General features: G+C 67.1%; 21 protein-coding genes. 18 read left to right on the top strand and 3 right to left on the bottom strand.

Annotated features, from left to right (window positions below):
• Nucleotides 1-3 precede the first annotated feature (3 nt).
• From R2733_08375 to R2733_08355, 5 genes are all read left to right on the top strand, one after another.
• Nucleotides 4-402: a helix-turn-helix domain-containing protein gene (locus tag R2733_08375; protein ID MEZ5376517.1), complete on the top strand. Its 399-nt coding sequence runs from the start codon at nucleotides 4-6 to the stop codon at nucleotides 400-402.
• An 8-nt stretch (nucleotides 403-410) separates the two neighbouring features.
• Nucleotides 411-1619, top strand: coding sequence for a glycosyltransferase (locus tag R2733_08370; protein MEZ5376516.1), 1209 nt, complete (start codon nucleotides 411-413; stop codon nucleotides 1617-1619).
• Between the two features lie 19 nt (nucleotides 1620-1638).
• Nucleotides 1639-2088, top strand: a complete 450-nt coding sequence (locus R2733_08365; protein MEZ5376515.1) for a YbjN domain-containing protein — start codon at nucleotides 1639-1641, stop codon at nucleotides 2086-2088.
• A gap of 126 nt (nucleotides 2089-2214) precedes the next feature.
• Nucleotides 2215-3030, top strand: coding sequence for a pyrroline-5-carboxylate reductase (gene proC / locus R2733_08360; GenBank protein MEZ5376514.1), 816 nt, complete (start codon nucleotides 2215-2217; stop codon nucleotides 3028-3030).
• Nucleotides 3027-3959, top strand: a complete 933-nt coding sequence (locus R2733_08355) for an SAM-dependent chlorinase/fluorinase (GenBank protein ID MEZ5376513.1) — start codon at nucleotides 3027-3029, stop codon at nucleotides 3957-3959. Before proC ends, R2733_08355 begins: the two co-directional genes overlap by 4 nt.
• A 92-nt stretch (nucleotides 3960-4051) precedes the next feature.
• On the opposite strand, the gene R2733_08350 is transcribed toward R2733_08355, so the two are convergent.
• Complete coding sequence (locus R2733_08350) at nucleotides 4052-4879, bottom strand: CAP domain-containing protein (protein MEZ5376512.1); 828 nt, start codon at nucleotides 4877-4879, stop codon at nucleotides 4052-4054.
• 203 nt (nucleotides 4880-5082) lie between these two features.
• Between R2733_08350 and R2733_08345 the strand changes: the two genes are divergently transcribed.
• The 6 genes from R2733_08345 (at nucleotide 5083) to R2733_08320 (ending at nucleotide 11196) form a co-directional block, all read left to right on the top strand.
• A complete protein-coding gene (locus tag R2733_08345) occupies nucleotides 5083-5778 on the top strand; it encodes a redox-sensing transcriptional repressor Rex (protein MEZ5376511.1) in 696 nt (231 codons plus the stop codon).
• 118 nt (nucleotides 5779-5896) lie between these two features.
• Nucleotides 5897-7153 (top strand): glutamyl-tRNA reductase, encoded by a 1257-nt coding sequence (gene hemA / locus R2733_08340; protein MEZ5376510.1) that lies wholly within the window; start codon nucleotides 5897-5899, stop codon nucleotides 7151-7153.
• Nucleotides 7150-8064 carry a hydroxymethylbilane synthase gene (hemC, locus tag R2733_08335; protein ID MEZ5376509.1) on the top strand — a complete coding sequence of 305 codons (915 nt, stop codon included), beginning with the start codon at nucleotides 7150-7152 and terminating at the stop codon, nucleotides 8062-8064. The genes hemA and hemC overlap by 4 nt, the downstream gene beginning before the upstream one ends.
• Entirely contained in the window at nucleotides 8061-8843 is a 783-nt protein-coding gene (locus R2733_08330; protein MEZ5376508.1) for a uroporphyrinogen-III synthase, read from the top strand. Before hemC ends, R2733_08330 begins: the two co-directional genes overlap by 4 nt.
• Nucleotides 8840-9820 carry a porphobilinogen synthase gene (gene hemB / locus R2733_08325; protein MEZ5376507.1) on the top strand — a complete coding sequence of 327 codons (981 nt, stop codon included), beginning with the start codon at nucleotides 8840-8842 and terminating at the stop codon, nucleotides 9818-9820. Before R2733_08330 ends, hemB begins: the two co-directional genes overlap by 4 nt.
• A 92-nt stretch (nucleotides 9821-9912) precedes the next feature.
• Nucleotides 9913-11196, top strand: coding sequence for a glutamate-1-semialdehyde 2,1-aminomutase (locus R2733_08320; GenBank protein ID MEZ5376506.1), 1284 nt, complete (start codon nucleotides 9913-9915; stop codon nucleotides 11194-11196).
• Nucleotides 11197-11232: 36 nt separating this feature from the next.
• Here R2733_08320 and R2733_08315 read toward each other — a convergent pair whose 3' ends face one another.
• Nucleotides 11233-13524 (bottom strand): DUF4214 domain-containing protein, encoded by a 2292-nt coding sequence (locus R2733_08315; GenBank protein MEZ5376505.1) that lies wholly within the window; start codon nucleotides 13522-13524, stop codon nucleotides 11233-11235.
• A gap of 234 nt (nucleotides 13525-13758) precedes the next feature.
• Nucleotides 13759-14628 (bottom strand): hypothetical protein, encoded by an 870-nt coding sequence (locus tag R2733_08310; protein MEZ5376504.1) that lies wholly within the window; start codon nucleotides 14626-14628, stop codon nucleotides 13759-13761.
• A 399-nt stretch (nucleotides 14629-15027) separates the two neighbouring features.
• Here R2733_08310 and R2733_08305 point away from each other — a divergent pair, with 399 nt between their 5' ends.
• From R2733_08305 to R2733_08275, 7 genes are read left to right on the top strand one after another with little or no spacing between them, the layout of a single operon-like run.
• Nucleotides 15028-15471 (top strand): hypothetical protein, encoded by a 444-nt coding sequence (locus R2733_08305; GenBank protein MEZ5376503.1) that lies wholly within the window; start codon nucleotides 15028-15030, stop codon nucleotides 15469-15471.
• Nucleotides 15472-15477: 6 nt separating this feature from the next.
• Complete coding sequence (locus tag R2733_08300) at nucleotides 15478-15894, top strand: 4Fe-4S binding protein (GenBank protein MEZ5376502.1); 417 nt, start codon at nucleotides 15478-15480, stop codon at nucleotides 15892-15894.
• A gap of 35 nt (nucleotides 15895-15929) precedes the next feature.
• Entirely contained in the window at nucleotides 15930-16721 is a 792-nt protein-coding gene (gene extP, locus R2733_08295) for a selenite/tellurite reduction operon b-type cytochrome ExtP (GenBank protein MEZ5376501.1), read from the top strand.
• A 54-nt stretch (nucleotides 16722-16775) separates the two neighbouring features.
• On the top strand, nucleotides 16776-17537 hold the full coding sequence (locus R2733_08290; GenBank protein ID MEZ5376500.1) for a menaquinol-cytochrome c reductase cytochrome b subunit: 762 nt from the start codon (nucleotides 16776-16778) through the stop codon (nucleotides 17535-17537).
• A 16-nt stretch (nucleotides 17538-17553) separates the two neighbouring features.
• Nucleotides 17554-18420: a Rieske 2Fe-2S domain-containing protein gene (locus tag R2733_08285; GenBank protein MEZ5376499.1), complete on the top strand. Its 867-nt coding sequence runs from the start codon at nucleotides 17554-17556 to the stop codon at nucleotides 18418-18420.
• The gene (locus tag R2733_08280) at nucleotides 18420-20030 is read left to right on the top strand and encodes a cytochrome c (GenBank protein MEZ5376498.1); all 1611 of its coding nucleotides are present in this window, start codon (nucleotides 18420-18422) and stop codon (nucleotides 20028-20030) included. Before R2733_08285 ends, R2733_08280 begins: the two co-directional genes overlap by 1 nt.
• Before the next feature lie 9 nt (nucleotides 20031-20039).
• A complete protein-coding gene (locus tag R2733_08275) occupies nucleotides 20040-20984 on the top strand; it encodes a hypothetical protein (protein ID MEZ5376497.1) in 945 nt (314 codons plus the stop codon).
• Nucleotides 20985-21012: the final 28 nt, after the last annotated feature.

Genomic DNA, 21012 nt, shown 5'->3' with positions numbered 1-21012 from the left:
GTCATGGCAGAGCAACCCCTCGACGTCGGCGACTTCATCCGGGAGCAGCGGCGCCTCGCCGAGCTCTCGGTGCGGCGTCTGGCCGAGATGTCCGGGGTGTCGAATCCGTACCTCAGCCAGATCGAACGAGGACTTCGGCGGCCGTCGGCCGACATCCTCGCCAACATCGCTCGTGGTTTGCAGATCTCGGCCGAATCGCTCTATGTCCGAGCGGGAATTCTCGACGGCGATGCGGTGTCGGAGGACCCGGAAACGAACCTCGAAGACGCCATTCGCCATGCACGCGAACTGCATCCCGACCAACGCAAGGCCCTGCTCGGGGTCTACCGGAGCTTCGTCGCCGTGAATCGCTCTGCGTCCGACGCCGATCTCGCGACGACCGCCGAGTCGGACGACGATTGAGTTCCGCCGTGCAGCGCGTCGCCGTCCTCTCACTCCACACGTCCCCGCTGGCGCAGCCCGGCACGGGCGACGGCGGGGGGATGAACGTGTATGTCCGCGAGCTCGTCTCGGCGCTCGCCCAGGCGGGTGTGCACTGCCGGGTCTATGTGCGGCGCTGGTCCGACGACCAGCCCAAGACCGTGCTGGTCGAGCCCGGCTTCGAGGTCGTGCACGTGCCCGCCGGGCCCGTCGACCTGCCGAAGGAACAGTTGTCGGCCTACGTGGAGGAGTTCGCCGATTGGGTGGCGAACGACATCGAGGAATTCGGTGCCGACGTCATCCACGCCAACTATTGGCTGTCGGGAGTCGCCGGCTTGTTGCTCAAGCAGCGGCTCGGACTGCCCCTCGTCACCACGTTCCACACGCTCGCCCGAGTCAAGGCGATCAGCGGCGACCCCGAACCGGAGCGACGGGCCGAGGCCGAGGGGCGGGTCATGGGCTGCGCCGACACGATCCTCGCCAACTGCACCCCCGAGGCCGAGCAGTTGGTCGAGTTCTACGCCGCCAACTCCGACCGCATCGAGATCGTGCCACCCGGTGTCGACCACGCGTTCTTCTCACCCGGTCATCAGGGTGGGGCTCGGTTCGCCCTCGGGGCCGACGACCGGCCGCTGTTGCTGTTCGTCGGACGCATCCAGCCCCTGAAGGGACTCGACGTCGCCGTCCGTGCTCTGGCGCAGGCGGAGCGAGACGACAGCCGACTGTGGGTGGTCGGCGGTGCCAGCGGCGCCGAGGGGTCGACCGAGGTCGAGCGCATCCGTCAGCTGATCAGCGATCTGGGTGTCGAGGACCGAGTCGTGTTCCGCCCGCCGCAGCCGCACCATCTCCTGTCCACGTTCTACCGTGCCGCCGACATCTGCCTGGTGCCCAGCCGATCGGAGTCCTTCGGACTGGTTGCGCTCGAGGCCGCGGCCTGTGGCGTACCGGTGGTCGCCTCGGCGGTCGGCGGTCTGCTCACCCTCGTCGATCATGGCCACACCGGTTTCCTCGTCGACGGCCGCGACCCCGCCGACTATGCAGGCTGGATCGATCTCCTCCTCGGCGATCCCACCCTGGCCCGACGCATGTCCGTGTCGGCTGCGGCCCGGGGCCGCACCTACACGTGGAGCACGTCGGCCGCTCGCCTGCGTCGCTTGTACGTGGATCTCGCAGCTGGCGCCCTCACCGCGTGCGAGTGAGGAGACACCCGTGAGCCCGATGCCGCCCGACGTCTTGGCCCTGGTCGAAGCCGCCGTCGACGCGTTCCTCGGCGAACAGCTGGCCGAGAACCCCGCCATCGACGCCGTCGACAGGGGGGTCGATGGGCCGCGCAGCTGGTTCGTCCGGGTCCGCGGCGAGGAGAAGGACGTCTACACGATCCGGTTCCACCTCGACCAGCGAACGCTGGCGTACGAGACCTACGTGATGCCGGCGCCCGAGGAGAACCACGCCGAGTTCTATGCCCACCTCTTGGGTCGCAACCGACGGCTCTACGGGGCGGCCTTTGCGATCGGCGAGGAGGGGGCGATCTTCCTGCAGGGACAGCTCGACAACCGGGCGGTGCTGGTCGACGGAGAGCTCGATCGGATCCTCGGCTCGATCTACCAGTGGGTCGAGGCGTACTTCCGGCCGGCGTTGCGAATCGGGTTTGCGTCCAAATTCTCTTGAATGCGTTTGTTGTCTCTTGCTTCGGGTGGTAGGGTCCTTCCATCGCCGGTCGAGACAGTGACGACGCGAGTTTGGGGAAGGTCGCCCGTTCCTGTCTCGACCTGCCGATCCCGGTAGGTTGCAGCCGTGACTGATACCGCTGCAGATGCGAGCCCCGCGGCCACCCTCCAGGTGATCGGCGGCGGCAAGATGGGCCTCGCCCTGGTCGGAGGACTCCTGGCCTCAGGATGGGCCGAGGAATCCGCGATCGTGGTGGTCGAGGCGCTGGAGAGCCAGCGAGCGGCCATCGCGGAACAGTTCCCGGCAGCAGTGGTGCGAGAACAACCGGTCGCCGGTGTCGACACCCTGCTCGCACTGAAGCCGTGGCTCACCGTCGAGGTGGCCGCAACGCTCGAAGCGCCGGGCCGGGTGATGTCGGTGGCCGCCGGGGTCACCATCGCTGCGCTCGAGGCGGTGTTGCCGGCAGGCACGCCGGTCATCCGGGTGATGCCCAATACGCCGGCGCTCGTCGGTGCGGGTGCGAGCGCGATCGCCGGTGGGCACAGCGCATCGAGCGCCGACATCGAGTGGGCCACGGGCCTGCTGTCCTCGGTGGGTGTCGTCGAGGTCGTGTCCGAGAAGCAGCTCGATGCCGTCACGGGACTGTCGGGGTCCGGCCCGGCGTATGTCTTCCTGGTGGCCGAGGCCCTCACCGACGCCGGGGTACGGGTAGGACTCACCCGGGCCACGGCCGAGCGGCTGGCAAACCAGACCATTCTCGGAGCGGGGGCGATGCTCGCTGCCGGCGACGAGTCGGCGGCCGAGCTGCGCGCCGGCGTCACCACACCGGGCGGCACGACCGCCGCAGGTCTCGGCGAACTCGAGCGCCACGCGCTCCGGGCGGCATTCCAAGACGCCGTCATCGCCGCCACCACTCGCTCCGAGGAGCTCGGCCGATCATGACCGATCGCTCCAGGCCACCATTGGCGTTCGACACCATCTCGTTCCTCACCGACTATGGGCTGAAGGACGAATTCGTGGGTGTCGTGAAGTCGGTGATCCGCAGCATCACCCCCGAGGTCGCGGTGATCGACATCACCCACGACATCGAGCCGCATGACGTACGTGCCGGCGGGCTCGCGCTCGCTCGGTCCGTGCAGTACCTGGCGCCCGGGGTCGTGCTGGCGGTGGTCGACCCCGGCGTGGGGACCGACCGCAAGGGCATCGTGATCGAGGTGGCGAACGGAGCGGCATACCTCGTCGGTCCCGACAACGGACTGTTGGCCCCTGCAGTGTCGATCGTCGGCGGGGCGACCGGAGCCGTCGTCCTCGACAATCCTGAGTACCAACTCCCGCCGGTCGGGTCCACCTTCGACGGGCGCGATGTCTTCGCCCCCGCGGCCGCCCATCTCTGCGCCGGTGTGCCCATGGATGCGTTGGGCACCCGCATCGACCCATCACAGCTCGTGCCGGGTGTCCTTCCGGTCAGCCAAACGGCCGACGATGGAGCGATCAACGCCGAAGTGTTGTGGGTCGACCGTTTCGGCAACCTCCAGCTCAACGTCGATCCATCCGATGTCGACGGCTGGGGTGAGGCGATCGAGGTGGCCGGAGGCCGAGTGACGCGGACGGCGGCCCGGGTCGACACGTTCGCCGACGTCCCCACCGGCAGCCTCGGGCTGATGGTCGACGCCTATGGGTTGCTGACCATCGTGGTCGATCGGAGTTCGGCTGCTTTCGAGCTGGAGTTGAGTGAGGGTGACGCGGTCACCCTGCGCGAGGTCGAGGGCAGTCCGAGCGTCACCACGTCGGTCCAGCTGGGCAAGACCAACGTCGGCCGTCCCACGGCCTCATTCGAGAACGAGGAGCTGCAATGCGACCCGCCGTCGTGATCACGCTGGTGTTGCTGATGATGGCGCTGCTCGTCGCGGCCGCGCTCCAGCTGTTCGTGTACACCCGCTGAGCGCTCGTCGCCGAGCGTCGGTCACAGACCGGCGGCTTCGAGATCAGCGGAAAGCTGCCGGACCAGTTCGGGGGCGACGATCGGACGCGGTGGCACCGCCGCCGGCTCGGTCGAGTCGGTTGCCGTAGGGTCGGTCTGGGCGGCGGGGAGCGCCGGATCGGGCGAAGCCGGCGCCTCGCTTCCTGCCGCTGCCGTGGTGGGCGTCGTCGGTCGGGTCGGGGCTGTTGTCGGCGAGGTGGTCGGCCGGGTGGTCGGTGGCAGTGTGGTCGAGGGCAGTGTGGTCGGCGGTGCCGTGGTTGGCGGCGGTGTGCTGGTGGTGGCCGTGCCGGAACCGTCGGAGGCCAAGGCCATGAAGCGGTGGGCGGTCCAGATACGACCGTCGGTGTCGTAGACCACGCCGACACCGATGTAGCGGTAGTCGGCCTTCACGAGATTGGCGTAGTGGGCGGGGCTGGCGACGAATGCGTCGAAGAGCGCCTGCACCTGGTTCGCCGGCCCGACGCCGACGTTCTCGCCGAGTCGGCTCCAGTTCTCGGTGACGCCAACCGAGAGGTCCGGCGCATGTGACAGCGCACCCTGAGTGCGGAGGTGCGCCGCCCAGTCCCGGGCCAGGGGGACCAGCGTGGGATGCACCGCCAGCGGTTCGAGACCGAGCCCGGTCCGCAGCTCGTTGATCTTGTCGACGAAGAGCTGCTCGTCGCTCGCCTCGGAGCGCCAGTTGGCGACGATCGCCGACTCGTTGCTGGACGGGCCGAGGTCGGACGCAACGGCGGCATCGACGCCGGCCGATCCGCCAAGGAGCACGAGCGACGCGATGACGATGGAGCGGAGCGGGCGCGAGAACAGCACCCTCTCTACATCGGCAGAAGCATTTGCGTGTTGAACCCCCAGGCTGCCCACCCCATTGAGCCAACCCCCGGCAACTTTGGGGAGTTGATGCCGCTCAGAGGTGTCAACTCTCCAAAGTTGCTGGGGTTCTGCGTGTCGGGACCAAGGTCCCGAGAGGTGCTTGCGCGCTTGTGAACGCACACCGCCGTCCCTAGCCTGGACCCGTGAAGCGCGACCGTGTGAGCGAGGCCACCGTGGCCCGACTGCCGAGCTACCTGCGGGTGCTCGTCGACGCGGCGACCGACGGCGCGGCCACGATCTCGTCGGAGCATCTCGCCCAGCTCAGCGGCAACCAGCCCGCCACCGTCCGACGAGACCTGTCGTCGCTCTCGATCACCGGTACTCGTGGCGTCGGCTACGACGTGAAGCACCTGGTCTACGAGATCAGTGTGGTGCTCGGGGTCAACCAGGAATGGCCCGTCGTCATCGTCGGGTCCGGCAATCTCGGTCGGGCGTTGGCCAACTACGAAGCGCTCGCCGACCGAGGCTTCCCGGTACGAGTGCTGATCGACATCGACCCGGCGCTCGTCGGGCAACGCGTTGCCGGCGTTGTCGTGTCCCCGCTCGACCAACTGGAACGCCTCGTGCACGAACAGGCCATCACCGTCGGCGTCATCGCGACGCCGGCCAACGCCGCCCAAGACGTCGCCGATCATCTCGTCGCGGCCGGCGTCACGTCGCTCCTCAACTTCACCTCGACCCCCCTGGTGGTCGACGACGACGTCCAGGTTCGTGGCGTCGATCTCGCCACCGAGCTCCAGATCCTCAGCTTCTACCAACAACGCACCTCGAGCGCCCGCGACGGCGTCGGTGTCCCCCTTGCCACACTGCGGGCCCTCGAACAGGAGGCAGCAGGTTGATGACCATGTCGATGCGGCGCTCGACCACGATCCTGGACAACTCTTTGCCGGTTCGAATGGTCACCAGACGCTGTAAGGGGGCACACTGGGTGCCTGTTCTCCGGGACGCAGCCATCTCATGACCGTCATCGCCATTGGACTCAACCATCGCTCCGCGCCGCTCGAGGTGCTCGAGGGCATCGCCATCCCTGCCGACGGCATGTCGAAGGCGCTCACGGCGATCACCTCGTCGGAGTTCGTGAACGAGGCCGTGGTGCTGTCCACCTGCAACCGCACCGAGGTCTACATCCACGGTGAGCGCTTCCACGACGCCTACCACGACGTCCGAGACGCACTCTCGATGCTGTCGGGCCTCGACGTCGACACCTTCGTCGATCACCTCTACGTGCACTACCACGACGAAGCAGTTCGCCATCTCTTCACCGTCACCGCAGGACTCGATTCCGCCGTGCTCGGCGAGCACGAGATCCTCGGGCAGGTCAAGACCGCATGGGAGACCGCCCGCCTCGAGGGCACGGCGGGCACGTTGCTGGGTCAACTGTTCGAACACGCCATTGCCTGCGGCAAGCGGGTCCGCACCGATACCGGCATCGGTCGCAGCACCGCCTCGCTCTCGCACGCAGCCGTCAGTCTCGTCACCGAGCGACTCGGCTCTCTCGATGGCAAGCGCATCCTCCTTGTCGGCGCCGGCGAAGTCGGTGCAGGCGTCGCCACGGCCTTGGCCAAATCCGCCAACCTCCAGGTGGAAGTGACCAACCGAACCGCAGCGAAGGCGAATGATGTCGCCAACGCCGTCGGAGCGGTCGCCGTCGACTGGAGCGAGCTGACCGCCGCGATGACCCGGGCCGACGTCGTGATCACCGCCACGGCCGCCCCGGGCAACGTCATCAGCCTCGATCAGGTTCGCACCGCCACCGACGATCGCTCCGCACCCACGCTCCTGCTCGATCTCGCCGTCCCCCGCGACATCGAAGCCGGCGTCGCCGAACTCGATCAGTGCGAACTGCTGGTGCTCGCCGACCTCCAGGCGTTCGCCAACCGCGGGCTGGCGCAGCGACAGAAGGAAGCCACCAAGGCCCGAGCGTTCGTCGAGGAAGACCTCGAGCGCTACGCCGACGCCTCTTCTGCCCGCCAGGTCGCGCCGCTGATCGGTGCGCTGCACCGTCGATCAGAACAGCTGCGAGCCGACGAGATCAACCGTCACGCCAAGAAGCTGGCATCGCTCGACGACGACCAACGCGCCGCCGTCGAGGCGCTCACCAAGGCGCTGATCGCCAAGATGCTCCACGAACCGTCGGTCGGTCTCAAGAAGGCCGCCGGGAGTCGACGCGGCGACCGCCTGGCCGAAGCGGCCCGGGAACTGTTCGATCTGTGAACCGCCCACGGTCGGCCGGTCGATCGCCCAACCGGCTCCGCATCGCCACTCGACGCAGTCCCCTCGCCATGTGGCAGGCCGAGTATGTCGCCGACCGGTTGCGTGCGGCGCACGACGACCTCGAGGTCGAGTTCGTCTCGATGGACACCACGGCCGACCAACGGCTCGACATCGCCATCTCCGAGCTCGGTGGCAAGGGCGCCTTCAGCAAAGAAGTCCAGCAGCTGGTGCTGGCCGATCACGCCGATATCGCCGTGCACTCGGCCAAGGATCTCCAGGCCGTCACGCCTGAGGGCCTCGTGCTGGGTGCGTTTCCGGTACGAGGCGAAGTGCGGGACTGCCTCGTTGGCTGCCGCCTCGAGGATCTGGCCGAAGGGGCGATCGTGGCCACCGGTTCCAACCGGCGTCGGGTGCAGCTGGCGTCACTTCGTCCCGACCTCGAGTTCCGTGGCCTGCGGGGCAACATCGCCACACGTCTCGGCCAACTCGATCAGTTCGCAGCGATGGTGATGGCCACCACGGCACTCGAACGACTCGGGACCGAACCGGCGGTGGTCGACGTGCTCGACCCCGACGTGATGATTCCCCAAGTGGGGCAGGGGGCGCTGGCCGTCGAGTGCCGATCCGACGATCCAGCCACGATCGAGTTGCTGGCGACCATCGACGACGCAGCCGTACGGGCCACCGTGTCGGCCGAGCGTGACTTCCTCGTCGAACTCGGCGGCGACTGCACGATGCCCGCCGGCGCCAACGCATGGTTCGATGATCACGGTGCGCTCCGACTCCGGGCGCTCCTGGCCTCGGCCGACGAGCAAGTCGTTGAACGAATCGAGCTCGGACCCGATGATCACGACGACCGCTGGTCGATCGGCACCACCGCCGCCAAACAGCTTCGAGCACGAGTGTCGTGAGCCAGTCTGACGACGCCGCCAGGCCGACGGGGCTGGAGGGTCGCCGCGTCGTGGTGTGTCGAGCAGCGGACCAAGCGATCGGGTTGGTTGCCGCCGTCGAGGCGCTCGGCGCGACCGCCATCGCGCTGCCCCTGCTCGAGCAGCAAGCGCCCGCCGATGGGGGAGCGGCGCTCAACCGAGCCTTGAACGACGATGCGGCCTTCGACTGGATGGTCCTCACGTCGGCCAATGCCGTGCGGGCGGTGGCCGGCCTTCACCCGGTGCTGCCTCCTGGCCTCCAGATTGCGGTCGTCGGACCGGCAACGGCTCGAGCCGTGGCCGCCGTGGGGTGGACCGTCGACTTCGAGCCGAGCGTCGCAACGGCCGCCGCCTTGGCGGCGGAACTCCCGCTGGGGTCGCCCTCGCTCCGTGTGTTGGCACCGCTCGCCGAACTGGCGGCCGACACGCTGGAGCGGACGCTGACCGATCGGGGCGCGATCGTCGAGCGGGTCGAGGCGTACAGGATGGCGATGCCTCGTCATTCGAACGAACGACTCGCTGAAGCGCTCAGCGGCGACGTCGTGCTGCTCACCTCGCCCTCGACGGCCGAGCGATTTGCTGCGCTCGCCGGCGAGCAGCGGAGCAACGCCGAGCTGCCGGTCGACCTGCCGGCAGCCGTGGCCATCGGACCGTCGACCGAGGCGGCCGCACAAGCCGCGGGGTTCACAGTGCTCGCCACGGCCGATCCCCATACCGAGGACGGGTTGGTTGCTGCGTTGGTGCGTAGCATCGAGGGATGAGCTTTCCCCAACGTCGTCTCCGCCGGCTCCGCCGAACCCCAGCGCTTCGTCGACTCGTCGCCGAGACCACGCTGACGCCCGACGACCTCGTTGCACCGCTCTTCGTTCGGGAAGGCATCACCGCCCCACAGCCGATCGTTTCGCTGCCCGGCGTCGTCCAACACACGCAGGAGTCGGTGCTGGCCGAGGTCGATCGGCTCGTCGCGCTCGGCGTGCCGGCGGTGATCCTGTTCGGCATTCCCGAGCGGAAGGATCCCGAGGGCTCCGAGGCGTGGAATCCCGACGGTGTCGTGCAGGTCGCGCTGCGCAACCTGAGGAGCCAACACGGTGGCGAGCTCGTGATCATGTCCGACCTCTGCGTCGACGAATACACCGATCACGGACACTGCGGGATCGTCGATGCCACCGGTGACGTCGACAACGACGCAACGCTCGAGCTCTACCGCCGGGCCGCCATCGCTCAGGCCCGAGCAGGTGCCGACGTGATCGCACCGTCGGGGATGATGGACGGGCAGGTGGCGGCCATCCGCGATGCGCTCGACGGTGAGGGCTTCACCGCACAGGCCATCCTGGCCTACTCCGCCAAGTACGCAAGCTCGATGTATGGCCCGTTCCGCGACGCCGTCGACGTGACGATCGCTGGTGGCGGCAACCGCAAGGGCTACCAGCAGGACCCTCGCAACGCCCGTGAGTCCATGGAGGAGATCCGGTTCGACCTCGACGAGGGTGCCGACATGATCATGGTCAAGCCCGCCTTGATGTACCTCGACATCATTGCAGCGGCGAGAGCCGAGTTCGACGTCCCGCTGGGTGCCTATCACGTCAGTGGCGAGTACGCGATGCTCAAGGCGGCGGCGGCCAACGGCTGGATCGACGGCGACGCCGCTGCCATCGAAGCACTCACGTCGATCAAGCGGGCAGGCGCCGACATGATCCTCACCTACCTCGCCGCCGAGGTCGCCGAACTCCTGTCCTGACACCGCTGGCGTTGGCCCGGCGCTGGCCCCTGACACGGCGATCGTCGCCGGGGCGTTGGGATCTGACGGCTCGCGACTGGCACACTGACCGGGTGACCAACTCCGCCGACCCCATCACCAACGACGCGCTCTTCGCCCGCGCCCAACAGGTTCTCCCAGGCGGCGTGAACTCGCCGGTCCGGGCCTTCCTCTCGGTCGGTGGCACGCCCTATTTCGTCGCACGGGCGGAAGGCGCCCGGGTCTGGGACGAGGAAGGTCAGGAGTACCTCGACTACGTCCAGAGCTATGGCGCATCGATCGTCGGTCACGCCGATCCGACCGTCCTGGCCGCGATCTCGGCGGCGGCGGCCAACGGGACCACCTACGGCGCGCCCACTCGGCTCGAGGTCGAATTGGCGGAGACGATGACTTCATGGGTCCCCGGGCTCGAAATGGTACGCATGACGTCGTCGGGAACCGAGGCCGCAATGTCGGCGATCCGACTGGCGCGAGGCGCCACTGGCCGCTCGAAGGTCGTGAAGTTCGCCGGTTGCTATCACGGACACACCGACTCGCTGCTCGCCGCTGGTGGCTCGGGCGTGGCGAATCAGGGGCTGGTGGGTTCGGCCGGCGTGCCGGAAGCGGCCGTCGCCGACACGGTCGTTGCTCCGTTCAACGTGGTCCCCACCCTTGACGAATCCGTCGCCGTGTTGGCGGTGGAACCGGTCGCGGCCAACATGGGTTTGGTCGAGCCCGAGCCGGGCTTCCTGCAGGCTCTGCGCGACGAGTGCGATCGTGTGGGCGCCCTGTTGCTGTTCGACGAGGTCATCACCGGCTTCCGGATGGGGCGAGGCGGTGCCACCGCTTGGTCGGGCGTGCAACCCGACGTGTGGGCGTTCGGCAAGGTGGTCGGTGGCGGTCTTCCGGTCGGCTGTTTCGGCGGTTCGCGCGAGGTCATGGCCAACGTGGCCCCACTTGGTCCGGTGTATCAGGGCGGCACTCTTTCGGGGAACCCGCTCGCCATGGCGGCAGGTCTGGCCACGCTGGGGCAGCTGAGCGACGACCGCTACGCCACCCTCGAGGCGACGGCCACGCGCCTGGCCGACGGGCTCCGTGCAGCGTTCGCCGACGCCGGCGTGGCCGCCACTGTGCCGCAGGTCGGTCCGCTTCTCGGCGTCTTCTTCAGCGACGAGCCCGTCCGCAACTACGACGACGCCAAGGCAGCCGCCGAGGTCGGGCGCTACGCCCCGTACTTCCACGGCATGCTCGAGCGAGGCATCGCGTTGGCCCCCGGCCCCTACGAAGTCATGTTCCCGAGCCTGGCCCACACCACCTCCGACATCGATCGCACGATCGAAGCCGCGGCCGAGGTGGCCGTCGAACTCGCCGCTGGCTGAGCACGCCGCCGCTCCGAATCGGCGACCCGCAGAGTCTCAGGGCAGGGTGCCGGTTCGAATGATGAACTCGAGTGACTCGGAGAAGCTGGCGATCATCGTGCCCCGGTCGAGTCCGGCGGCCAGTTGCGCCGCCCAGTGCGCTCGGCCACCGGCGTCGGGTGAGCGAGTGAGCACGTTGTTGTAGACCAGCTCGACGAAGCGCTCGTCGGTGATGTTGCCGTAGGTTGCTGCGAACTCGGGCGACTTCGCCATCTCGACCGCGATCGACTCGAGCGAGGCGCCGCGTCGTTCCGTGGTCATCCAGAAGTCGAGCCCCGCCGCATCGGGTTCACGGAGGAAGAACGCGAAGTACAGGCGCGAGATCCGGCCCTCGGACGAGGTCGAGCGAACCGTGGCCGTGTTCGTCACGAACTCGGGCGACTCGGAGAAGCCGGCCATGACCTGACCACGATCACGCCCCGCCTGCAACTGCCCGACCCAGTAGGTCAGGCCGGCGGCATCGGCTGGTCGGCCGAGCACGTTCCGGTAGATCAGATCGACGAACGCCCGGTTGTCGAGGTTGCCGTATCGCTGGCGGAACTCGGTGCTGTTCGCGAACTCCGACGAGATGGCCGCGAGCGAGACGCCACTCGCCCGTTGCCGAGTCCAGTAGGAGAAGCCTGACGGGTCGGGCTCACGTAGGAAGTAGGCGACGAAGAGACGGCCGACTTCGCCGTCGAGCGGCAACGGCCGGATGATGCCGCCGGAGACCCCGACGAGCAACGACGCACCGCTTGGTCCGCGCTTGCCGGCTCGTTCGGCCGACACCCGGAACTGGTAGACGCCGTCGACGAGTGTCGTGGTGATCGAGGTGGCACCGGTCGAGCCGATGTTGGTCCACTCGCCGCCGATCAGGCGTTGTTCGACGTGATAGGTCTCGCCGCCACCGGCGCCGACGGGTGCCTGCCAGGTGATGGTCTGCGTCGAACCATTGCCGGCGGCGGCCACCTGTCGAGGCTGGTTCGGAAGATCGGGCATGGCGGCCGAAGCGGTGGTGGTGGCACCCGAACCGGAACGTCCGATCGGGGTGACGTCGATCGAGTAGGTGACCCCGTTGTAGAGCGGGCCGAGCGTGACGCTGGGTTGGCCGGCGCTGACCCGAACGGCTGCATCGACGTTGTTGCCTCGTCGGGCGACCACGTCGTAGCTGATCGGGGCCTCACCGACCTGGGCCAGGTTCGGGTCGAGGGCGAGCGAGATCCGAGTGTTGCTCGTGGTGGCGACCACGGTGGGGCTCACCGGGCGGCCAGATGTGGTCCAACCCTGCTGGGTCAGCACGCCGAGCACGGCGGCGTCGATCGTGCGCTGAGCAGATCCCGACCCCAACTCGGGGGTCATCATGGTGCCGCCCCGGGTGCCCCCAGTGGTCGACGCATCGAAGTGGGAGAAGCTGCTGCCGTTGATGAAGAAACCGGGGGAGTACAGCGAGTACAGATTGCCCCCGCCGACGTCGATGGTGAGCGGCGACGTGAGGTGCGTGTTCGGGTTCGACTCGCTGAGCAGGGAGCGGTCCTCGGTGTGGACGAGGGCGTCGAAGGCATAGGGCGTGGCTTCGAGCGTCGGGGTGTTCGCCCCGGGCTTGCGCCACGCCGAGCCGAGGAAGCCGATGCCGTGCGCCACCTCGTGCAGTACGACCGACAACATGTCGACCTTGTTCGCCGGCGGTGTACCGGTGCCGGTGTACCAACGGTCGGCCGCGAAGCTGCACGTGTTGGCCACCGCCAGCTCGGCATTGAGGACGACCCGGATCTCCGGAGCCGCACCATTGAGGTCTCGCCCGGTCAAGGCGTTGGCCAAGGCGTTCGGGTAGCCGTACGGCGTCGGCAGCTCGGCGAGCCGATAGATCTCGGAGGCCCCGGCGTAGCCGAGGATCCCGGGGTCACCGAGGCAGATCCACGACACTTGGACGACGACCGGGAGCGGAGAGTCGAGCACGGTGCCCCACGTACCGACGGCGGTGCTCACGACCGACCGCACATCGGACGGGACGTTCGCGTCGAATGATGCGGTGAACCCGGCTTGCGCAGCTGCCTGGCCCGGCGCGAGCTCGAGGGCAGCGCCGGAGGGAAGGCGACGGTCGAGCTGGTCGTCGATCGCCTGCATGCGTTCGATGAGCACCGGATCATTGGGGTCGAGGTCGCCGATGGTCTCGATCACAAAGGGGGCGTCGGTGACCAGGTCGGTCGGGCGCGCCGGATCGACCGATGGTTGCGGGGCGACGGCCCACGCCGGGGTGCCAGCGAGCAGGACGCACGATGCCAGTGCGACACCGAGACGACGACGTCTCAACGGTTGCCCTCCTGCCGGCCGGGAGTGGCGCTCACCCCACTGGTGAACAACGAGGTATTCAGAACTACCAGCAGTTGGGGCCGATGCGGGCGCGGGAACCCAACCTCGTCGGACAAATTCACATCAACGCCATCACCTTCGCGCCACGACGGCGACGCCTTCGTCGGTGAACGAGAACGGGCACCGGCCGTTGGCCGATGCCCGTTGTGTCGAGTGTGGTCACCTGTTGGGTGATCAGCCGCCCAGTGCGGCTTCCTCACCTTCGGCCGCCTTCGGGCCGGGGCACTCCTCGGGGTTCTCCGGAGCGCCGGTGGCGCCCGGGGTGAACTCGGGGTTGGCGCACGACAGCAGCATCTGGAACACCTCGTCGGTGATCGGGGTCGAACTGCCGGACTCGATCTTCTCGCGCAGTTCCTCTTCCCAGGCGATGAAGGCTTCGGTGGTGAGTTCCTCGCCACCGAGGATGTGGCGCTCGTGGTAGACGACGAGTTCGAGGTGTTCGAGCGACAGCGTTCCTCCGAAGCCGGGCATCACGCCTCGCTGCCCGGCGATGCGGGCGCCACCGTCGCGATTCGGATCGCCGTACTGCTCGCCGGTGATGGCCGCCGACCCACGGGCGATGTGCACCATCTGGTCGACGGGGGAGGGGAACGTCTTCATGATTTCGCCGGCGCTGAACTGGTACCCGCTCCCGCCGCCACCCCCGGCGCCGTGGCAACCAGCGCATCCGCCCTCGACGGTGTAGATCTCGGCAGCGTCGATGAGGAACGTGTCTTCGACGGCCTGCTCCTGCATGGTGCCGGCGTAGATCCAGGCCCAGATCGGCAGGGCGAACACCAGGCCCATGGCCCAGATCGGCATCTTCTTCCGAGCATTGGCGGCCGCGATGTAGGCCGGGACCGGCTTGGCCGGTGCCGCAGGCTTGTCGGGGCTCATCGACGCGGCAGCCTTCGCCAGCGCCGGCGGCACGCCCGCGGGTGCAGCGGCAGCGGAGGAAGCGGCCGGGGTGACGGCCTCGCCAGCGGGGGAAGCGTCGCCGTCGGCGGACGAACCGCCCTTGGCCTTTCTGCTTCGCTTGAGAAGATGTTCTGGGATCTCGGTCACGATACGTCCGGGGGTTCCAGGGGTCGGGGCGCGTCCGTCAGGACGGAACAGGGGACAATGCTAGGTCCGATCGGCTGCACCTGCCCATTCTTGACGCAGCATTTCTTTCGCTCGTTTTTCTCTGTCGTCAGCCAAGCTCGGGCAGCGTCCTGGATCTCCGGGCGGTCGACTGCGGGTGATCGCGTCGATCCTGCGGCGGTGAAAACGACGGGAAAGGTCGCCTCGGCGACGTTTGCGTGCTACACCGACGGTGCTCGTTATCCGGTCACCGGTTTGTCGGTGACCCACTTTCCCGCTGTAGATTGTGCAGAGCTTCACAAAGTCGTGTTCGTCCGCCGCGTGTCGGATGCCCCCACGGCCGCCGTGAACTGCCCTTTTCGTCCATTCAGGAGTTTCGCCGTGGTCGCCCTCGTGGTGTCGACATTGATCGCAGTCGTGATGAGCCTGGCCATCATGTGGTACGCCAAGCGACGCCCGCAGGGAACCCGCACCACCTGGGGCGAGGCGATGTTCGGCAGCATCTACGTGTTCTGCATCCTCTACCTGGTCTTCGGTGTCGTCCCCCACCAGTGGCTCACCCTCGCCGAGAACGAGTGGAGCTGGCGTGCCGACCGGATCTGGGATGCCTGGGGCCTCATCACCGCCAAGAGCCGCGGTGGCTGGTTCCCGTTCGAGGTCACCTATCGCGTGCTGTCCGACACCATCGCAGCCCTCATCTACATCGTCTTCCTCGGCGGCATGACCAAGATGTGGGTCGACTGGCAGGTCCGTGGTGATGCCAGCGCTGCCGCCAAGGAGATCGAGACCAGCACCTACGGTCGTCCCCTGGTGAAGCGGAGCTGACGCCTGATGGCAACGACCGACGCCAATCCGCCACTCCCAGAATTCCGAGACGACTACGTCTTGGTCGAGGTCGATGCCGACTATCTGGGCAAGGCCGTCAAGCCGAAGCAGTTCATCCACATCGATCAGTCGGAATGCATCGCCTGTGAGGGCTGTGTCGACATCTGCCCGTGGAAGTGCATCCATATGCAGCCCACCGATGTCATCGCCGAGAGCTACGGCATCGCCCGCCCCGGCGACGACCCCAACGACGCCTTCATCTTCACGATCGACGACGACGTCTGCACGCGGTGCGCACTCTGCGTCGATCGCTGCCCCACCGGTGTGATCATCCTCGGCAAGATCGTCGACCCGAACGCCACCGGCGACCTCCACCAGCGAACCCCCTCCCATGGCTACGGCTACGGCATGCGCCTCGCCTGAGCACCACTTTCCACACGACCCAACAGGAAACCCACATGGCAAAGTCGATCCAAGACAAGCCCTCTCTCGGTGAGCGGGTGCAGACGCAGCTCGCCGGTCTCACCGATTCGGTGCAGGGCTCCCAGACCTGGAACTCGATCTTCCGACCCGGCTCGGTCTTCCGCAAGGGCTACACCGACAGCCCCCGGAACCGTTCCTACGTGATCATGAACAGCGTGCTCTATCACCTGCACCCGGTGAAGGTGAAGCGGCACGCAGTGAAGGTGTCCTACACCCTCTGTCTGGGCGGACTCAGCTTCTTCCTCTTCATCGTGCTCACGGTCACCGGCATCTTCTTGATGTTCTTCTACCGTCCCACCGCGGCTGCGGCCTGGACCGACATCCAGACGCTGCAGACCTCGGTGACCTTCGGCCTCCTGGTTCGAAACATGCATCGATGGGGTGCCCACCTCATGGTGTTGTCGGTGTTCCTCCACATGGCCCGTGTCTTCTATCACGGTGCCTACAAGGCGCCCCGCGAGTTCAACTGGGTCATCGGCACGATCCTTTTGCAGATGACCCTCCTGCTGTCGTTCACCGGCTACCTGTTGCCGTGGGACCAGCTGGCGCTGTGGGCCGTGACCGTGGGTACCAACATGATGGGCTATACCCCGGTCTTCGGCGACCAGGTCCGGTTCGTCCTCCTCGGCGGCAAGGTCATCGGCACCGACACCCTCCTGCGCTGGTACGTGCTGCACGTGCTCATGCTGCCGTTCGTCACCGTCATCTTCATGGCCATCCACTTCTGGCGAGTCCGTAAGGACGGCGGGATCAGCGGTCCGCTCTAGGCCCGCTCCTCCCACCACGTCGTTCCCCGCCCGAGATCAAAGAGACTTCCATCCATGACCGAGATCCCAGAACATCTCCGCAAGCGTGCCGAAGAGGCTCGGAAGAAGGCCGAGAGTTCGGCTCCCGAGCCAGCTCCCGCCGCTGCCAGCGACGCGCCCAGCGACCCCGCGGCATCGAAGATCCCGGCACACCTGCTGGAGCGGTCGAAGTCGGCGAAGTCCAAAGAGGCCGAGACCGCCGTTGCGCCGGCGGCAACCGCAGGTGCTGCGGTGGCCGCTGCTACCGCTGTGGCCGACGCCCCGGTCATGAGCGGCCCGGGTGGCCACACCCAGCGACTGCTCACCGTCGTCAAGTCGGGCTCGATCCAAGACATCAAGATGACCCCGCACGACAAGGTGCACACCTGGCCCCACCTCATCGTGGTCGAGTTCGGTGCGGCGTTGTTCTGCCTCGGCTTCTTGACCTTCTTCTCGATCTGGTCGAATGCCCCACTGCTCGAGCTGGCCAACGTCAACCAGACCCCGAACCCGTCGAAGGCGCCGTGGTACTTCCTCGGCCTCCAGGAACTCCTCACCCTGTTCCACCCGATGGTGGCCGGCGTGACCATTCCCGGCATCGGCCTGATCATCTTGACGATGGTCCCCTACATCGACAAGAACCCGTCCAACAAGCCAGAAGATCGCAAGTTCGCCGTCTCGATGTTCACCGTGTTCATGATGTTCTGGGCGGTGTTGGTGATCATCGGCTCGTTCTTCCGTGGCCCTGGCTTCAACTTCGTCTTCCCCTGGAACGACGGACTGTTCTTCGAGCTCTGAGAGAGAGGATCCGCACGTGATTGGCATCATCATCGCCGCCGTTGTCGTCCTGGCGTTGTTGGCCGTCGTCGGCGTGGCGACGTCGCTGCGACGCAAGGACACCAACACCGCCCTCGGTCAGCTCTCGGGCGAGACCGTCAAACGCGACCGTCCGGTCAACGTGGGCAGTGGCGCGAGCGAGACCGCGGTCTCGGGTCGCGCCGTCGAGGCCCTTGCTCGCAAGGAACAATCGGGAGCGCTCGTCGCCACCGGCCCGTCCGCCCCGGTTGCCTACGTCCCACCCGACCCCGAAACCCTCGGTGTCGCCCGACGCCAATTCCTGAACCGCAGCATCGTCGCGATGTTCGGGCTCGGCCTGTCCGGGTTCGGCGCCGCGGCGATCGGATTCCTGTGGCCGCAGGGAGCCAGTGGCTTCGGTGCCAAGATCAACGTTGGCCGCATCCCCGACATCCAGGCCGCGATCATCGCCGGTGGCGGGTTCTTCTACGTCCCCGAAGGTCGCATGTGGGTCACCGAGTACCCCCAGCCCGCGCTCGAGAAGGCCGTCTCCCAGTACGCCTTCTACCCACAGGTGGAGCAGGGTCTCAACGCCGGCGTCACCGCCCTCTACCAGACCTGTCCTCACCTCGGCTGCCGTGTTCCCGAATGTGGCACCTCGCAGTGGTTCGAGTGCCCGTGTCACGGGTCGCAGTACAACCGAGTCGGTGAGAAGAAGGGCGGTCCCGCTCCCCGTGGCATGGACCGCTTCCCGATGGAGGTCACGGCAGCCAACGAGCTGATCGTCGACACGGGCGTGGTCATCCAGGGCCCGCCGATCGGCACCAACACCACCGGTCAAGAGGCCGAGGGTCCCAACTGCATCGGGGCCTCGGAGGGACACTGATGATTTCGACCATGCTGCTCGCAGCGAACTACCGAGCGATCGGCCTCACGGTCGCGGTACTCGTCTTCCTGGCCTACGTTGCGCTGTTCGTCCGCAACATGATCCAGGCCAAGCCCGAACTCGGCTCCGAGCTCGAGCTGGCCGCCAACAAGCGTGAGTACCTCTCCGACGAGGAGCTCGAAGGCCCGAAGCTCGACCGTTCGCTGAGCTTCGCCCTCGTTTGCCTCGGGCTGATCGCCATGGCGCTGCCCTTCTACTGGCTGGCCGAGCCCGGTCGTCAAGAGGGCGCCGTCGAGGCCTACGACTTCCGCTTCGAGGTCTTCGGCGGCCGCCTCTACACCCAGGGTGCGCAGTGCGTGAACTGCCATGCCGCCGGTGGTGTGGGCGGCATCGCGCCCTACGTGCTGCAAGACGCCGATGGCCAGTTCATCGCCAACGCCAACTGGACCGCTCCGGCACTCAACAACGTGCTGCTTCGCTACTCCGAGGAAGAGGTCACCTACATCCTCAACTACGGTCGCCCGGGATCCCCGATGGCGGCGTGGGGCACGCCGGGTGGCGGTCCGCTCACCTCGCAGAACATCGAGGAGATCATCACCTACCTCGGCACGCTCCAGGTGCAGACGCTCGACCCGATCGCCATCAGCGAGTCGGCTGATCCCGAGGCGGCAGCAACCGCAGCTGCCGAACTGACCACGGGCATCCGCGACGAGGTCCAACGCTCGCTCGACGACGGCGAGTTCGCCACCATCGGCGAGGCGGTGTTCAATCTCGGACTCTTCTCCGGCTACCAGGCCGGGTCGCTCAGCTGTGGTCGTTGCCATACGGCCGGCTGGTCGCTCGGCATCGACGTGTCGCCCAACGTGCTCGACGAAGGCGTCGCCGGTTGCGGCGGCGGTGATCCCTCGGGCATCGGCTACAACCTGTGTGGTGGTTCGGTGCTCGAGCGCTTCCCGAACGACACCTGGAAGCTGCCGAACACCGGTGAAACTCACGTCATCGAGAGCAGCAAGGTCGAGATCACGCTGAACGGTGGTTGGTTGCCATCGGGTGGCCTCACCGGCGAGGATGGCCGCAATTACCTCCTTGGCGCCGACGGTGAGACTCGGGTCCAACTCGACGAGAAGGGCGTTCCGATCTCCGATCTCGAAGACGAGACTGGTGCGGCACGGCCCTTCATCGTGATCGAGGAAGGCGAGAACGCCGGCGACCTCGCGGCGTGCGCCTTCGAGTCGGCACTGTGGGAACCGGGTGGTATCTCCGCCAACGCGTATCCGTTCGATCCCTCGATCCCACTCGTTCTCGCAGCGGATGCCCCAGAAGGCACCGCCACCACGAACGGGTTCGCCGACCCGCCTGTGCTCGATCCCGCCGATCTCGCCGGCAATGTGATCGAGTTCGCCGATGGTCGACTCGGTGGCGATTGCACCGTGGTCGAGATGCCCGAACGCACCAGCCAGGCGCACTACGACTTCGTCTACTCCGGCGCCGATGCCGGCAAGGGCTACGGCCGGGGCGGACAGAGCCACGCCGGCATGATGCCCGGCTTCGGTGCCACCCTGCCGCCCTCGTTCATCCAGGCGGTCGTCGACTACGAGCGAGGTCTCTAGATGATCCACATGCTGTCTTTCATCGACGGGCTCGGCTTCGACCCGTTCATCCGTGGCCTGCTGTCGGTCATGGTCGGCGTGGTCGTCCTGATCGGCGGCACCTACCTGCTGGTCGCGACCAACTCCGGATCGCGAACCGGCGGGCTGATCGCCGGCGCAGGCCTGTTTGGCTGGATGATGTTGATGGGCGTCTTCTGGACGGTCTACGGAATCGGTTGGCGCGGCCAACCTCCCACATGGGAGCTCGTCGAAATCGTTCCGGAAAACCTCGACCTGGCCGAGAGTGAACGAGCGCAGGAGTTGGGTTTCGCTCTCGACGAGGTATCACCGGCCGACGGCGTGACATCGGATGATCCCGATCTCGCTCAGGCCGAGGCCGTGGCGTTCGTCCGTGACAACGAGGGGGAGTTCGCCGACTGGCGGTACCTGTCGACCTCCGACCCGACTCGAGGCGAGGCGACGTCGCTCGCCGGTGAGTATCTCATCGAGTTCGAGGTGTACGAGGGTGCCGGTGACTACCTGCCGCTCCAGTTCGGCGCCTTCAACACCGGGGGCAAGCCGTTGCTCGACCCCGACATCGATGCCGACGACCCCGACAAGAACCAGTGGGTCGAGACCTTCACCGATGCCCCCAAACGGGCGTTGCACAAGCTCGACACCATGACGCTGCATGCGATCCACACCGAAGAACTCATGGTGATCCAGGTCCAGGGGATCGTCGAGCAGCCGACCCTGCCCGGCCAGGCGCCGCCGGTCGCCCAGGTCGATCCGGAGAAGCCGATCTACAACGTGGTGATGGAACGCGATCGCGGCGGCCCGATGCCTTGGCTGTTCGGCGGTCTACGCTTCACCCCGGCAATGTTCACCCTGTTCAGTGGTCTCCTGTTCGCGGTGTTCTGCTACGCCCTCCACGTTCGTGACAACCACGAGGCGGAAATCCGCGCCAACGCTTGATCAAGACGGTCACCGCGTGCTCGTTCTA

This window comes from Acidimicrobiales bacterium, assembly GCA_041394265.1.
In the GTDB taxonomy this organism is placed as follows: domain Bacteria; phylum Actinomycetota; class Acidimicrobiia; order Acidimicrobiales; family SZUA-35; genus JBBQUN01.
The sequence above is the reverse complement of the archived record's forward strand: the minus strand, read 5'-3'. Positions and strand labels throughout refer to the sequence as shown.

Excerpts from the sequence above, each read along its gene's own strand:
- R2733_08290 (MEZ5376500.1), top strand. The coding sequence starts at position 16,776 with ATGACCGAGATCCCAGAACATCTCCGCAAGCGTGCCGAAGAGGCTCGG.
- R2733_08300 (MEZ5376502.1), top strand. The coding sequence starts at position 15,478 with ATGGCAACGACCGACGCCAATCCGCCACTCCCAGAATTCCGAGACGAC.
- R2733_08355 (MEZ5376513.1), top strand. The coding sequence starts at position 3,027 with ATGACCGATCGCTCCAGGCCACCATTGGCGTTCGACACCATCTCGTTC.
- R2733_08375 (MEZ5376517.1), top strand. The coding sequence starts at position 4 with ATGGCAGAGCAACCCCTCGACGTCGGCGACTTCATCCGGGAGCAGCGG.
- hemA (MEZ5376510.1), top strand. The coding sequence starts at position 5,897 with ATGACCGTCATCGCCATTGGACTCAACCATCGCTCCGCGCCGCTCGAG.
- R2733_08365 (MEZ5376515.1), top strand. The coding sequence starts at position 1,639 with ATGCCGCCCGACGTCTTGGCCCTGGTCGAAGCCGCCGTCGACGCGTTC.
- extP (MEZ5376501.1), top strand. The coding sequence starts at position 15,930 with ATGGCAAAGTCGATCCAAGACAAGCCCTCTCTCGGTGAGCGGGTGCAG.
- R2733_08275 (MEZ5376497.1), top strand. The coding sequence starts at position 20,040 with ATGCTGTCTTTCATCGACGGGCTCGGCTTCGACCCGTTCATCCGTGGC.
- R2733_08280 (MEZ5376498.1), top strand. The coding sequence starts at position 18,420 with ATGATTTCGACCATGCTGCTCGCAGCGAACTACCGAGCGATCGGCCTC.
- hemB (MEZ5376507.1), top strand. The coding sequence starts at position 8,840 with ATGAGCTTTCCCCAACGTCGTCTCCGCCGGCTCCGCCGAACCCCAGCG.